General features: G+C 65.5%; 11 protein-coding genes and 1 riboswitch. Of the genes, 4 read left to right on the top strand and 7 right to left on the bottom strand.

The window, feature by feature from the left end; all coding sequences use genetic code 11:
- Positions 1-76 precede the first annotated feature (76 nt).
- The 4 genes from E3O65_RS01880 to E3O65_RS01895 form a co-directional block, all read right to left on the bottom strand.
- On the bottom strand, positions 77-1,531 hold the full coding sequence (locus tag E3O65_RS01880) for a sensor domain-containing diguanylate cyclase (protein ID WP_134362062.1): 1,455 nt from the start codon (positions 1,529-1,531) through the stop codon (positions 77-79).
- Positions 1,528-2,382 (bottom strand): alpha/beta fold hydrolase, encoded by an 855-nt coding sequence (locus E3O65_RS01885; RefSeq protein ID WP_134362063.1) that lies wholly within the window; start codon positions 2,380-2,382, stop codon positions 1,528-1,530. Before E3O65_RS01885 ends, E3O65_RS01880 begins: the two co-directional genes overlap by 4 nt.
- A 17-nt stretch (positions 2,383-2,399) precedes the next feature.
- Positions 2,400-2,474, bottom strand: a riboswitch (cyclic di-GMP riboswitch).
- A gap of 122 nt (positions 2,475-2,596) precedes the next feature.
- Positions 2,597-3,205, bottom strand: a complete 609-nt coding sequence (locus E3O65_RS01890; RefSeq protein WP_134362064.1) for a hypothetical protein — start codon at positions 3,203-3,205, stop codon at positions 2,597-2,599.
- Positions 3,192-3,758 carry an RNA polymerase sigma factor gene (locus E3O65_RS01895; RefSeq protein ID WP_134362065.1) on the bottom strand — a complete coding sequence of 189 codons (567 nt, stop codon included), beginning with the start codon at positions 3,756-3,758 and terminating at the stop codon, positions 3,192-3,194. The genes E3O65_RS01890 and E3O65_RS01895 overlap by 14 nt, the downstream gene beginning before the upstream one ends.
- Positions 3,759-3,948: 190 nt before the next feature.
- Between E3O65_RS01895 and E3O65_RS01900 the strand changes: the two genes are divergently transcribed.
- Positions 3,949-4,746: a carbonic anhydrase gene (locus E3O65_RS01900; RefSeq protein WP_134362066.1), complete on the top strand. Its 798-nt coding sequence runs from the start codon at positions 3,949-3,951 to the stop codon at positions 4,744-4,746.
- A 245-nt stretch (positions 4,747-4,991) separates the two neighbouring features.
- Here E3O65_RS01900 and E3O65_RS01905 read toward each other — a convergent pair whose 3' ends face one another.
- Positions 4,992-6,341, bottom strand: a complete 1,350-nt coding sequence (locus E3O65_RS01905; protein ID WP_166785616.1) for an HNH endonuclease signature motif containing protein — start codon at positions 6,339-6,341, stop codon at positions 4,992-4,994.
- A gap of 251 nt (positions 6,342-6,592) precedes the next feature.
- On the opposite strand from E3O65_RS01905, the gene E3O65_RS01910 reads away from it, so the two are divergent.
- Entirely contained in the window at positions 6,593-8,800 is a 2,208-nt protein-coding gene (locus E3O65_RS01910) for a malate synthase G (RefSeq protein ID WP_241985828.1), read from the top strand.
- A gap of 14 nt (positions 8,801-8,814) precedes the next feature.
- The gene (locus tag E3O65_RS01915; RefSeq protein WP_134362068.1) at positions 8,815-9,741 is read left to right on the top strand and encodes an aldo/keto reductase; all 927 of its coding nucleotides are present in this window, start codon (positions 8,815-8,817) and stop codon (positions 9,739-9,741) included.
- Positions 9,742-9,752: 11 nt separating this feature from the next.
- Here E3O65_RS01915 and E3O65_RS01920 read toward each other — a convergent pair whose 3' ends face one another.
- Together E3O65_RS01920 and E3O65_RS01925 are read right to left on the bottom strand one after the other, a co-directional pair.
- A complete protein-coding gene (locus tag E3O65_RS01920) occupies positions 9,753-11,129 on the bottom strand; it encodes a serine hydrolase domain-containing protein (RefSeq protein ID WP_134362069.1) in 1,377 nt (458 codons plus the stop codon).
- A gap of 35 nt (positions 11,130-11,164) precedes the next feature.
- Positions 11,165-12,580, bottom strand: coding sequence for an MFS transporter (locus tag E3O65_RS01925; protein WP_134362070.1), 1,416 nt, complete (start codon positions 12,578-12,580; stop codon positions 11,165-11,167).
- Positions 12,581-12,825: 245 nt separating this feature from the next.
- Here E3O65_RS01925 and E3O65_RS01930 point away from each other — a divergent pair, with 245 nt between their 5' ends.
- Entirely contained in the window at positions 12,826-13,785 is a 960-nt protein-coding gene (locus E3O65_RS01930; RefSeq protein WP_134362071.1) for an NAD(P)-dependent alcohol dehydrogenase, read from the top strand.
- Positions 13,786-13,862 lie beyond the last annotated feature (77 nt).

Genomic DNA, 13,862 nt, shown 5'->3' on the forward strand with positions numbered 1-13,862 from the left:
AGACGGCATGGCGCCCCTGGGTCTGCGGCCCACGGACTAGACGGGACCAATCTCGAATAGGGCACCATGTCGCGAATCAGAGTACTGGGTGGCCCTCCGCGGGCGAGGCGTCGCCGACTATGACGGTGGTGTCCTGGTCTTTCCCCGCGCGCTTGGACCGATACATCGCCTCATCGGCTTGTTCGAGAATCAGGTCGGGAGGGATGTGATCCGGCACTCCGCCGAGATACAGGATGGTGCCGATACTCCCGGTGACCCGCTTCTGGCTCGCGCGCCCGGTGAGCGGCTTGCGGAGGGTGGCATGCAGGCGTTCGACGACACGGTCCACCTCATCGGGTGTCACGTCCTCGCAGAGGACCACGAACTCGTCCCCGCCGAGTCGCCCTACGAGGTCGCCATGGCGAACGACCGACGACAGTCTGGAGCCGACCTCGCTCAGCACACTGTCACCGGTGGCGTGTCCCAACTCATCGTTGATGAGTTTGAAACCGTCCAGATCGATGAGGAGAAGTGCGATCGAACGGTGGTTGAGCCGTGAGAGGGTCACCGCGTCGCTGAGACGTTTTTGGATGAGGCGACGGGAGGCAAGGCCCGTGAGCGGATCGATGAGCGTTAGCCGTTCAAGTTGCTGGAGGAGGTGGATGCGTGTCAGCACCTGGGTGGACTGACGCGCGAGGGCTTCGTAGAGCCCGATGTCGTCCGGTTCGAAGCTCCTTGAACGTGCGAAGGAACTGATCAGGACACCGAGCGGAGATGCTTCTTCCGACAACGGCACGGACACGAGTGTCTCCACCTGGGCGCCTCGCATCACTTCGGCGAGCCCTGATGACTTGGCCAAGGGATCAGCGCGCGACAGAATCATCGTGCCCTCGGGGCGGGCCAGTAGCCTGGCTGGCCCGTCGCCGGACAGATCAAGCAGTCCGAGCGCGGGATTTCCCGATGCCAGGTCCAGCTTCCCCTCAGCGTTCAGGAGATACATCGAGACGTTGGACGCAGCGAACGCCTCACGGGTGATCTTCGTCAGCTGATTCGCCAGCGCTGTGTCGGTAGTGGCCTCGGTCAACACTCTTGATGCGTTCTGCAGAACCCTTATCCGAGTTTCCGACGCCTCCGCCTTGCGTTGGGCGGCGAGGAGCTCTCGCTCGTATTCCTGGCGCTCGCTGGCATCGAAGACGGCCGTCCGGATGGTGACAGGTTCCCCATTTCCATCCGTGGTCACGGTGCTATTGACCATCATCGGCAGCGCGGTGCCGTTCGCGTGCCGGAACGACACCGCCACCTCTTTTACTTCACCTCGAAGGTGGAGAACCGAGAGATATCGAGTCTCGAACATCAACTGGCTGCCAGGTCGGAGGAACGAGACGAACGGCTGGCCGACGAGTTCCTCGCGCTGATATCCCGTCCACTTCAGCAGAGTTTCGTTGACCCGGATGATGATGCCGTTGATCGTTGTGGAGAGGTGCCCGCACGGCGCGTGCTCATAGAGATCCTCGAATATGCTCTCGACCCCACGATCGCCAGCGTCACTCATTTCAGGTAGGCAAAAATGGCATCCGTCAGAGCGTCGGGTGCCGACAGGTTAGGGATGTGGCCGGTGGCTGCGAGAGTGACCAAGGTACTGCCTGCTATCTGTTGGTGAACGTAGCGCGCGACGGCGGCGGGGGCGACGATGTCGGCGGAGCATTCGAGGATCAGAGTCGGCGTGGTGACCAGGGGGAGGTCCTCCCGGTTGTCGGAAAGGAACGTGACACGAGCGAAATGGCGGGCGATCGTCGGGTCGGTGCTGCAGAAGTTCTCCGTCAGCTCATTTCCCAGCTCAGGTCGGTCCGGGTTTCCCATCATCAGTGGTGCCATAATCGATGACCAGCCGAAATAGTTCGAATCCAGATCGTCCAACATTGAGTTGATGTCTTCGACCTCGAATCCTCCCGCATAGCCCGGCGCATTGATGTATCGAGGGGACGGGGTGACCAGTACGAGAGCGCCGAAGCGGGACGAGTCTCGGTTCGCGGCGAGCACACCAATCATCCCGCTGACAGAGTGACCGACATAGACAACGTCGGTGACGTCCAGCTCATCAAGGATCTCCAGCAGGTCGTCCGCATACCCGAGCAACGAGTCATACTTCCAAAAGCTGTAGGCAGACGCATCGGAATTGCCTGCTCCGACGTGGTCGAACACGATGACCTTGTAGTCCGCGAGAAAGGCGGGGGTGACAAGTCGCCATGCGCTTTGGTTACACCCAAAGCCGTGTGCGAACACGATTGCACGGCCGTCCGGGTTGCCACTCACCGTGACATTGTTGCGCCGCGAGACCGCTGAGGGCACGCCACTGGCAGCAGTCGTCGCCTCGGAAGAGGGTGGCCCAGCTTCGATGAGCATGCGTGTGGCCTTCGCTGTTCGGTAGCCCGGCTGACAACGTGTGCCCCGTGGCTTTGCGTCCCCGGCTCGCGCCGGGTTTGCCTGCATGATGAGCAAATGCCCATACGTCGCCTGACTCTATCAGGGGACCCAATCACCTTGACCGCCGCGGGGCTAACAACCCGATGTGACGACTTCAGGCGCTGCCCCTTTCAGCAGCTCTCGCAGTCGTGGATCAGCCAAGGAACGCTGCGTCGTAGACCGCGCGGAGCTCATCACTGTCCGTCCCGGTGACGCCGCATCCGCTGATCGTTCCATCGACAGCGCCGACGAGGTAGGTCTGGCCGACCTCGAAGGGAACACCCGAGAAGTCGGAGGTCATCGCGTCGACCTGCGTCACCTCCACCCGGTCGGCGATGTCGCCGGCGAACCGTTCCGTGACCTCCAGCAGAACAGTGTCGCCCTGGATCTGCAGCACCCTCGCGGCGAACGCCTGCTCCTGCGCCGCGACGGTCGCCGGCTCGAGCATGAGGCAGCTACCGCTAGCGAGGCCTCCGCCCAGGGGAGGCTGCAACGCCTCCACGGTGGGTTCCGGGCCGACAACGACGAGGGGCACGACGATTGCGGCGGCGATGGCGAGGCCGGCGGTGATGCCGACTACAGGCATCCACCGCCGGAAGGCGCGTCGCGGGGCCTTGGGTCTGACAGCCGTGGTGGGAGGGGACTGGTCGGTCATGATCTGCTCCATTCTGTGGTCGAGCCAGGTCGGCGAGGTCGGGGGCAGCGTGCGAGCCGGATCGGCGGCGCGCAGCTGATCGCGCAGCACACGGTCATCGTCGTGCATCGTTGCTCCCTCCGTCGTCAGGTACATGTCCGGTCGGGTTGCCGGATTTCAGTAGTTCCTGCTTGAGTCGCGCCTTCGCGCGGTGCAGGCGGATCGCTGCCGCGTTGTTGCTGATGCCGAGCACGACGGCAATGCGCGGGCTCGTCAACTCATCCCACGCCCACAGCCGCAGGATCTCGGCGTCGCTTCGTCGCAGGCCGGCGAGAGCGGTGGTCACGCGGGTCGCCTCGGGTGTGCCGCCAACGATGGATGCTGCCGGGTTCTCGTGCGCAGCGGCCGGCGGCGGATCGATGGCGATGATGCGGCCGACGAGACGGTTGCGGCGACGCTCGGCGCGTTGAGCATTGCTGAGGCACTGTCGAGCGACGACGATCGCCCAGGGGAGCGCGTCGTCGGGCACCTCGTCGAGTCGGCGCCAGCACACCAGGAGGGTGTCGCCGATCACATCGTCGGCCGTCGCGGCGTCGGTGCGTCGGCTCAGGTAGCGGCGCACGGGGTCGGCGACGAGTTCGACGAGATTGCGCATCCGCTTCTCGCGATCGGTGTCGGTCACAACTCTCATACTGAGGCATGTCCGGCACAGTCACGGGGATTTCATGCCAGCTGCGCTCGCTGGGGGAAATCGGCGATGACCGTGGGCCGGGTGCAGCGAGAGGATAATTCGGGAAGGCGGCTCTGTCACAAGGGTGGTCACGCCACATGTTCGGTGTGGCGCTTTTCAATGCTGTTCTCTAGGAGTACCCATGTCCGCACGACCCTGGCTCATCACCTCAGCTCTCACGGTGGCCGCTATCACCCTTGTCGGTTGCGCCCAGCCCGCGCCGGAGCTGAGCGTGCCACCGGTGGCGGAGCCGGTGCACTGGTCGTACGACGGCGCGAGTGGACCACCGTCGTGGGCGAAGCTGGACCCCGGCTTCGCGGCTTGTGCCGAAGGCACCGCCCAATCCCCGATCGACCTGCCCGCGACCGTGCCCGCACCGAGCACGGTCATCCAGCTGAGCGCGGAAAACGCGGAGGCCGATGTGTTCGACACCGGGCACGCGGTGGAGTTCGAGGCCGACGGCGAGGGCGAGACGCTGACTCTGGCCGGCGACGAGTACAGCCTGCAGCAGCTGCACGCTCACGTGCCGTCGGAGCACACTGTGAACGGCCAGCCGGCGGCGGCCGAGCTGCACCTGGTGCACGCGGATGCGGCAGGCAAACTGCTGGTGCTGGGCATCCTCGTGACCGAGGGGCCGGCATCAGATGCCTTGGCTCCGTTCATCGAGGCGGCCACGCATGTTGCTGACGACGAGGAGGTGGCAATGGATATCTCGGCGGTGTTGCCGCCGTCGCTGGCGAACTACGAGTACTCGGGCAGCCTGACCACACCGCCGTGCACCGAGGACGTGCAATGGGTCGTGATGAGCACGCCGATCTCGATGTCGGCGGAGCAGATTGGCACGCTCGAGCGCGCACATAGTCATAATGCGCGGCCGACCCAGCCGCTGGGGGGCCGGGATGTGGTCGGCGGAGCCGCGGAGCTCGGGGTCGAGGGATAACGGTCGGGTCACGCCGGCGCTGAATAGCCTTGCCCCTGGATAGCGGATTCGGGCGTTGGCCGCATCCTCACGGGTATCGTGATCAGCGCATACAAAGAAACCGCTCTTGAGAATTCCCAGGAGCGGTTTCTGTGTTCAAAGACGATGTGCCGCTGAACCTGGTGGCGTGACCCGTTCGGTTGAGCACCTGAGCGATTTGAATAGACATGGCAACCGGCGGTTGATCACGAAATCGTGGGTGATGGTTAGAACGGTGGGGGTTCGCCCGGCTCCGGCGGCCCCATTGTGGCGTCAGTCGGCCGCACCGGAGCCGGCCCGGAGTCATCCTTCGATCTGATTCCCTTTTCTGGTGAGCGGATGAGCGTGGCCGGCTCGCTGATGAAGCTGCGCCCCGTCGGGGACGTCCACTCCAGTGTGCCGTCGCCCAGGTGCACGTAGGTCCACCGGGTCTCCGACTTCAGCGCGTGGTCGGCCGGGCACAAATGTGCGAGATTATCGTGCGCCGTCACTCCTTCAAACTGCCAGTCGAGAGTGTGGTCAAGGTCGGAATGCGCCGCCGCCCGACGGCAGCCCGGCCACCGGCAGGTTTCGTCCCGCACCCGCAGGTACAGTTTCAGGTGTTTCGGCACCTTGTACCGGGTGCGCCCGACCGAGAGCACCACCCCGGTTTCCGGGTGGGTCAGGATCCGGATGAAGCTGGGCGCCCGTGCCGCGATCTCACGGGCGGTGTCGGGGTCGATGGGTCCATAGCCCTCGAGGTAGCCGGGCTCCTCGGAGTGGCCCAGGAGGGTCATCACCGGAACGGTGACGTGCACCGTGCCGCGGATACCCTTTCCCACACCGTTCGCGGTGACCCCGTCGAGGATCAGGTCGGCGAACGTGTCCGCCCTCAGCTGGGTCAGGGTGCGGGCCTCCTCCGGGCACTGAGAACTCATCGCCGTCACCGTCAGCCGGTCGTATGCGGCTTGCACTTTTTCAGCCGAGTCGTACCAGTGCAGCGATGCCATGCCATCGGGCTCCGGCTCAAAGAAGACCCTGCGGTCGGAAACGGACTTCTGGTGCCTGGCCTTAATCGATTCCGGGTGCAGTCGTTCCCGCATCACGCGGGCTCTGTGCGTGAGGTTCGAGGCCGTCAGGTGCGGGGCAGATTTCAGGAGGGTCTGCTCGAAACCGGCCAGTGCCTCCGCCGGGAGGGACCAGGCCTGGTTGATCAGCACCTGTGCATGTCGGTAGGTGATCAACCCGTTCTGCAAGGCCGTTCGCGTCGCCGGTAGGTCGTGGATGAGGGCCTGGCTCTCGGCGATCAGGGTCTCAGCCGACCGCACCGGCAGTCGCAGGGTGCAGGCCAGCTCTGTCACGAACTCCCGCTCGGCGATCATTGCGGCGTCCCACCGGGCGAGGGGCACATTCGCGGCTAGCGCGCCCTTCACCGGGACCATGGCTGCTTCCCATGCCGCGGCCTCGGCGAACCGGCGGGCCTCATCGACCTGTTCGACGAGGCGCGCGTGCACCCGCGCGGCCTCGGCTTGCGTCTCCCGGATCGCGTCGAAGTGACGACCGAGGGTCTCCATCTGCTCTGCAGCTGAGGGCTTCATGAGACACACGTTACGGGCACCCACTGACATTCGACGGCGCACGCGGGGACCCTGCTGCGCCCAGTGGATAACCTGATCAAACGTAGTTTGTGGAGGAGAAGACGGCGGCGGAGCGCGCGCCGAATTTCGGTCAGGCGGCCGCCCCGACGGGCGTTCGTCACGGAGCGTCGGTGTCGGGTGAGAGACTGGCCAGGCACAGTCAGCCCGGCGGGCGCACCCCGCACCAGCTGTTCCTACGAAGGAGTTCAACGATGAACATGCCCGTCGCAGCATCCGCATCGCTGCCTGTCGCCGGCCTCGCGCCCCGCGAACAGCGCGCAGGCCTCGATGTCGCCGCCTCGTTCGCCGCGTTCGTCGAGAATGAAGCGCTGCAGGGCACAGGTATCGCCGCGGACGCCTTCTGGCAGGGGTTGAGCGCGCTGATCAGCGACCTCACGCCCAGGAACATTGAGCTGCTCGGCATCAGGGATGACCTGCAGGTGCGGATCGGCGCCTTTAACCAGGCTCACCCCGGCCAGCCGGATCCGGCCGAGTACCGCGCCTTCCTGACCGAGATCGGGTACCTCGCGCCCGAACCCGGAGACTTCACCATCACCACCTTGAACGTCGATGCGGAGATCGCGTCGCAGGCCGGGCCGCAGCTTGTGGTTCCGCTGCTCAACGCGCGGTTCGCTGTCAACGCGGCGAACGCCCGCTGGGGTTCGCTCTACGACGCGCTCTACGGCACAGACGCGATCGCGGATGATGGCGGCGCGGCCCGGGGAGACGCCTACAACGCCGTCCGGGGCGCACGGGTCATCGCCCGCGGACGGGCTCTCCTCGACCAGTCCATCCCGCTCGAGAGTGGTTCGCACGCGGATGCTGTCGCGTACCGTGTCGAGAACGGCGAGCTGGTCGTTGCTCTGGGGGACGGGTCATCCGTCGGACTGGCCGACCCCCTCGCGCTGGTCGGCTATCTGGGCGAGCCGTTGGAACCGTCGTCTCTGCTCTTCGTTCATCACGGACTACACCTCGACGTGATCATTGACCGGGCCGCACCTATCGGGGCCACGGACGCTGCGGGCATCCAGGACATCGTGCTGGAGTCCGCGGTCACGACGATCATGGACCTCGAAGACTCGGTTGCCGCAGTCGACGCCGACGACAAGGTGCTCGGCTACCGCAACTGGCGCGAGCTCATGCGCGGAACGCTGAGTGAGACCGTCAGGAAGGGCGCCGGCGTCTTCACTCGAACCATGAACGGCGACCGCGTCTACACGGCTCCTGGCGGCGGCGAGGTGACGCTGCCCGGCCGGAGCCTGCTGTTGGTGCGCAACGTCGGGCACCTGATGCAGACCGAAACCGTACGTGACGCATCCGGGGTCGAAGTCTTTGAAGGCGTTCTCGACGCGGTGCTGACCGTTCTCGGTGCGTTCCCCGATCTCGTCGGCGCGGCCCGCGGCGGCAACTCACGCACCGGCTCGGTGTACATCGTCAAGCCGAAGATGCACGGCCCTGATGAGGTGGCTTTCACTGTCGACCTGTTCGCGCGGGTGGAGCAGCTCCTTGGCCTGCCCCCACTCACCGTGAAGGTGGGGATCATGGACGAGGAACGGCGAACGACGCTGAATCTGCGGTCCTGCATCGCCGTTGCCGCTGAGCGCATCGTCTTCATCAACACGGGATTCCTCGATCGCACCGGCGATGAGATCCACACCTCCATGCACGCCGGGCCGATGGCCACCAAGAGCGATATCCGTTCCATGCCCTTCATGGCCGCCTACGAGAACGCGAACGTCGACGCCGGTCTCGCGACCGGTTTTCCCGGCCGGGCTCAGATCGGCAAGGGCATGTGGGCCATGCCCGATCTCATGCACGACATGCTCGAGAAGAAGGTCGCGCATCCCCTGTCCGGCGCAACCACGGCCTGGGTGCCGTCTCCCACTGCGGCGACGCTGCACGCGACCCATTATCACGAGGTCGACGTGGCCGCCCGCCAGCGAGAACTGGCCGGGCGCACTCGCCAGTCGCTGGACCCGATACTGGTCCTCCCACTCGCCGAACGAGAGCTCAGCGATGAGGAGCGCCTGACCGAGCTGGACGAAAACGTTCAGTCGATCCTGGGCTATGTCGTTCGATGGGTCGATCAGGGCGTCGGGTGTTCCAAAGTTCCCGACATTCACGGCGTCGGGCTCATGGAGGACCGTGCGACACTGCGCATCTCCAGCCAACTCCTCGCGAACTGGCTCACCCACGGCGTCATCAGCAAGACGGATGTCGACGCGAGCCTCGGGCAACTGGCGGCGGTCGTCGATGCGCAGAATGCCGGAGACCCGAGCTACGAAGCACTGATCGGCTCGACTGGTCCCGGGCTTGCGTTCATGGCTGCCCGTCGACTTATCCTTGAGGGCGCATCCTCGCCCAACGGATACACCGAGCCGATCCTGCATCAGGTTCGGCGGGCCAAGAAGCTTCAGTAGGGCACGATGGATTGATGAAGATATATATCCCTCCTCGTACGAACCTGCAGGCGTCGAATGTCATTCTTGGCCTGATGAGGATCTCGGATATGGGGGATGAGGAGATCCGCACTCTCGTCGGCACCGCCCGGGATGCCGGCATCAACTTCTTCGATCACGCTGATATCTATGGCGGGGCGCACGGATGCGAGCAGCGGTTCGGTGACGCAGTCACGTTCACGGACGCAGAGCGTGAGTCGGTCATCATCCAGTCGAAGGTCGGCATCCGCCAGGGCTTTTTCGATTTCTCCAAGGAGCACATCCTCCGCTCGGTCGACGAGTCGCTTGCGGCGCTGAACCTCGACTACCTGGACATCTTGCTGTTACACCGTCCGGACAGCCTGGTCGAGCCCGAGGAGGTCGCGTCGGCGTTCGACGTGCTGCACGCCACCGGGAAGGTGCGCAACTTCGGTGTCTCCAACCAGACGCCCGGGGTGATCGAACTGCTCAAGCGCTCGGTCAACCAGCCGATTGCCTTCAACCAGGTGCAACTGAGCATCACCCACGCGCCGTTGATCTCTCAGGGGGTCGCGGCCAACATGGCCGGGCTGGACCAGTCTGTTGTCAGGGACAACGGTCTCCTCGAGTACAGCAGACTAAACGACATGACCCTGCAGGCCTGGTCGCCGTTCCAGAGCGGCGTCTTCACGGGCGTGTTCGTGGGCGACCGGGTGAATTACGGTCCGCTCAATGACGCGCTCGAGGAGATCGCTGCCGCCCACGGCGTCACGCCGACTGGGATCGCGGTCGCCTGGATCACCAGGCACCCGGCCAACATTCAGGTGGTCCTGGGCACGACCAAGCCGGCACGAGTGGTGGAGTCTGCTGCGGGGTCCGACATCCCGCTCAGCCGTGAAGAGTGGTACCGCCTCTTCACGGCTGCGGGGCACTCCCTCCCGTAGACGTCTACCGGCTACCGGCTGGCCAGGCGAGTGCGGGGCAGGTCGCCGAACGCGACGTTCTGCGCGATGTCGAGGGTCAGTGCGTCATCCCCGAACTCCAGGGTGAACGTGCGCGAAAACGGCGTGCCCACGTCGTGCGCCCGCACCACCAGGGTGCCGGGGGAGACCCAGGCGCCGCTCGCTCGAACCATGACGTCGTCGGAGGCCACCCACTCACCGTGCCCGAAGTCAAGAAGCGTGCTCACACCGCCACGGATGATCGTGAGCAGTCCCGGCTCGAAGGTCGCCGCGGTCATCTCCGGATCGTCGAAGTCGAAGCGGATGCCGGCCACCCGCGCCGCCGTCGGGGACGTGGGCTCGCCGATCACAGTCGGCAGGGCGAGCGAAGCCAGCGTCACAGCAAGGTCGGTCGAGACCTCGGGCAGCGGCCGGTCGGTGAAGGCGGGCAGCAGGTGCTCCCAGACGAGGTCGAGGGCGCGCTGCGCGGTGGCGAGCGCCGAGGTCAGCACGATCACGGCATCCGTTTCTGGAAGCACGAGGCAGAACTGGCCGAAGGCACCGTCGGCGCGGTAACCCGTGGGCCGGTTCAACCAGAACTGGTAACCGTAGCCCTGGCGGCCGTCGACGTCGTGCTCGGTGCCCGACGTGTCCACCTGCAGCGAGGTGGCCTCGTCGATCCACTCGGCCGGAACGAGCTGCGTGCCGTTCCACTCGCCGCGCTGCAGCAGCAGCTGGCCGAAGGTGGCGAGCTGTTCGGTCGTGAGGGAGAGCCCCCAGCCGCCGGCATCGATTCCGCGCGGGCAGCTCTCCCAGGTGGCGCCGACGATGCCGAGCGGCTCGAACAGTCGAGGGGCGAGATAGTCGAACAGGCGCTCACCCGTGAGCCGATGGAGGATCGCGGAAAGCAGATAGCTCGCGCCGCTGTTATAGACGTAGTGGCTGCCCGGCGCGAACTCGAGGGGCTGGGCCAAAATGGCGCGCGCCCAGTTGTCGCCAGGCGCGTCGTCGGCGAGCGACACCGTGTCGGTCGCATGCCCGGTGGTCATGGTGAGCAGGTGGCGCACGGTCAGCGCGGCCAGGTGCGCGTCGATCTGGGCGGGCAGGTCGTCGGGGAGCAGGTCGATGACGAGGCCGTCGAGCGTGAGCCGGCCCTCATCGATGGCGAGCCCGACGGCGGTCGAGGTGAAGCTCTTGCTCACCGAGAACATGAGGTGCGGATGCTGCGCCGCGAAGGGATACCACCAGCCCTCCGCCACGACGCGGCCGTGTCGAATGACCATCAGGCTGTGCAGGCTCTCGAGTTGTTCCTCCGCCGCGGTGACGAAATCGAGAATGGCGGCGGAGGAGATTCCCTCGGCTTCGGGGGTGCTGCAGGGGAGCGGGGTCATGGTCCAATTCTGCCGGGTCGAGCGGATGCCCACGGTCAGTGTCGGAGCTGGGCCTCTGCCGTCGGGTCCTGTGAGTGGTCTGCGGGTATTGACTCGTCCTGGTCGAGGTACCGCGCCGAGATGCGGCGATACGACGTGGTGAAGAACGCACCGATGGCCGCGAGAACCATCAGGATCCCCGCGATGAGGAACACGAGCGCGATGCCCCGCGCCTCCCCGTCGCCCAGGAGCCAGCCGAGGCTGCCTCGACCGGCATCCGAGTTCATGAACGGGATGATGATGAACTCGGCGATCGGCGCGATGAGAAACGCGGTGATGGGGGCCGCCGCCGACTCGAACGCTGCAGCGAACCCGAACACGCGCCCCTGTGCGCGGAACGGCACCAACTTCTGAATGACCGTCTGCTCTGACGCCTCGACGGCAGGGATGAGCGTCATGTAGAGCCAGATGCCCGCCGCGTACAGCCACCACCATTCCCGGATCGTGAACAGCGCCCCGATCACACCCATCAGAACGACGAGCAGCAGCATCGTGCGGATCGGGTTGCGTCCGAGTCCGAACTTCGCGATCAGCAGGCCACCGATGATGAACCCGGTCGACGTGACACCGAGCACGATTCCCCACATCTCGACGGGGAAGAGCTCGAGGCCGTAGGGGTCCATGAGCGCCATGAAGACGCCGCCGATGAAGTTGTTGAACGTCGAGAAGATGATGAGCGCGAAGAGCCCTGTTGCCGCCCGCACCGCCGTGATGCTGCCGCGCAGGTCGATCAGCGGACGCCGCTCGACATCCTGCTGGGGCTGCTCCTCCGGGATGCGCAGGAACAGCAAGTGCAGCAGGGCCGCGGCCGAAAGGACGATCGCAATGATGAGCGTCCAACCCATGCCCAGCAACCCGATCGCGAGGCCGCTGAAGACGCTCGTCACCATGAAAGCAAGCCCCTGTACCGTGCCCACCAGCCCATTCGCGTTCGCGTGCCGCTCGGTCGGGATCAACAGAGTGACGATCGTCGACAGCGCGATGTTGCGCATGTTCTCGATGACCGCCCCGAAGAGGATGATCCCGCTGAACAGCCAGAACATCGGCCCACCGATATCGAGCAGCGTGGACTCCGGGAACAGCAAGTACAACCCGCCGCCGATGCCGAATGCGATCAAGGTGACCAGGCCCGCGAACACCATCACGAGGTGCTTGCGATGCCGGTCCACGATCGTGCCGAACGCCATTGAGAACACGGCGACGAGGAGCATGTACGCTCCGCCGATGACGCCGGTCGCGAGCACTGAGCGTGTCTCCAGGTAGACCCAGAAGGTGAGCGCGAACCAGAGGAAACTCGTCGTGACGTTCGCGACCGCCGTGTTCACGAGCACCTGCGCAAACGTTCGGGCACCACCCGGCGGCGGTTCAGTGTGAGACGGGGACGCGGCTGGCGCGTTGTCTGTGCTGCTCATGTGATCGTCCTCCCCGGGTGCGTTGAGAGTCGCGTCGGAAGTTCGAACGGGCGCCGCTCGACTCGACCGTCCCAGCTGAACAGGTGACCGACGACATCAGTCTATTGAGGCACAGCGAGCATGTCGCGGGCGATTTTGGTGGGGGATCCCCTGCGCGGTGTCACCTCAGGGTTCTCCAAACGCCCCCGGGCCTACACTGCGAGCATGTCCAAATCCCCGCGCACGGACTCCAGAGGCCGATCGGCATGAGAGGCGTCGTTTACGACCGTTACGGCCCGCCCGGCGTGCTGCGAATCGAGGACATACCGGTGCCAGTGCCTACCGCGAACCAGGTGCTCGTGGAGGTCGTCGCGACATCCGTCAATCTCTCGGACTGGGAAGGGTTGCTGGGGTCACCGCTATACGCTCGGATCGGGGGTCTCCGCGCCCCTAAGCGACGGGTTCTCGGTTCCGATATTGCCGGGCGTGTCGCCGCGGTCGGCGCCGGCGTGACCCGGTTCCACGTCGGCGATGAGGTGTACGGGGACAATCTGGCCCTGATGGGCGGGTTCGCCGAGTATGCCGTGGCTCCCGACACGATGCTGGCGCACAAACCGCAGGGGCTGACGTTCGCCGAGGCCTCGACGTTGCCGCAGGCAGCCGCGATTGCGCTGCAGGGCACGGCACAGGTCCATGCGGGGCAGCGTGTCCTGGTGAATGGCGCCGGTGGCGGATCGGGCACGTTCGCGATCCAGCTCGCCGCCCTCGCCGGGGCGCACGTGACCGGCGTCGACAACGCAGGCAAGCTCGACTACCTTCGCGACCTTGGTGTTGATGAAGTGGTCGACTATCGCCGTTCGGACTTCACGAGGCTCGGACCGTTCGACCTCGTGCTCGATCTCGTCGCCCACCGATCCGTCTTCGCCTACCGGCGGGCCCTGACCCCGGGCGGACACTATCTCTGTGTCGGCGGAGCAGTGCCGACGCTGCTGGGGGTCGGCACGATCGGCGCCGCGCTCGGCCTGCTGACCGGGCGCCGGATGGGTGTTCTCGCCGTCAGAACGGGACCGGAGCACTTCATGCCCGCGGCCGACCTGTGTGTCGCGGGCGACCTCCGCATCCGAGTCGACCGCACGTTCTCGCTCGACGAGGTTCCGCAAGCACTTGCCTATGTGGGAGAAGGGCGCGCGCACGGCAAGGTGGTTGTCGCCCCGCGGAGTGTGTAGCTCTGCGGAGAGCCCATAACGCCGAGGGCACGGCCGTCGAGCCGAGCCGCGTGAGCGGGTCGCGCAGCTCGCCGGCC

It is taken from the genome of Cryobacterium breve, assembly GCF_004402375.1.
Lineage (GTDB): Bacteria > Actinomycetota > Actinomycetes > Actinomycetales > Microbacteriaceae > Cryobacterium > Cryobacterium breve.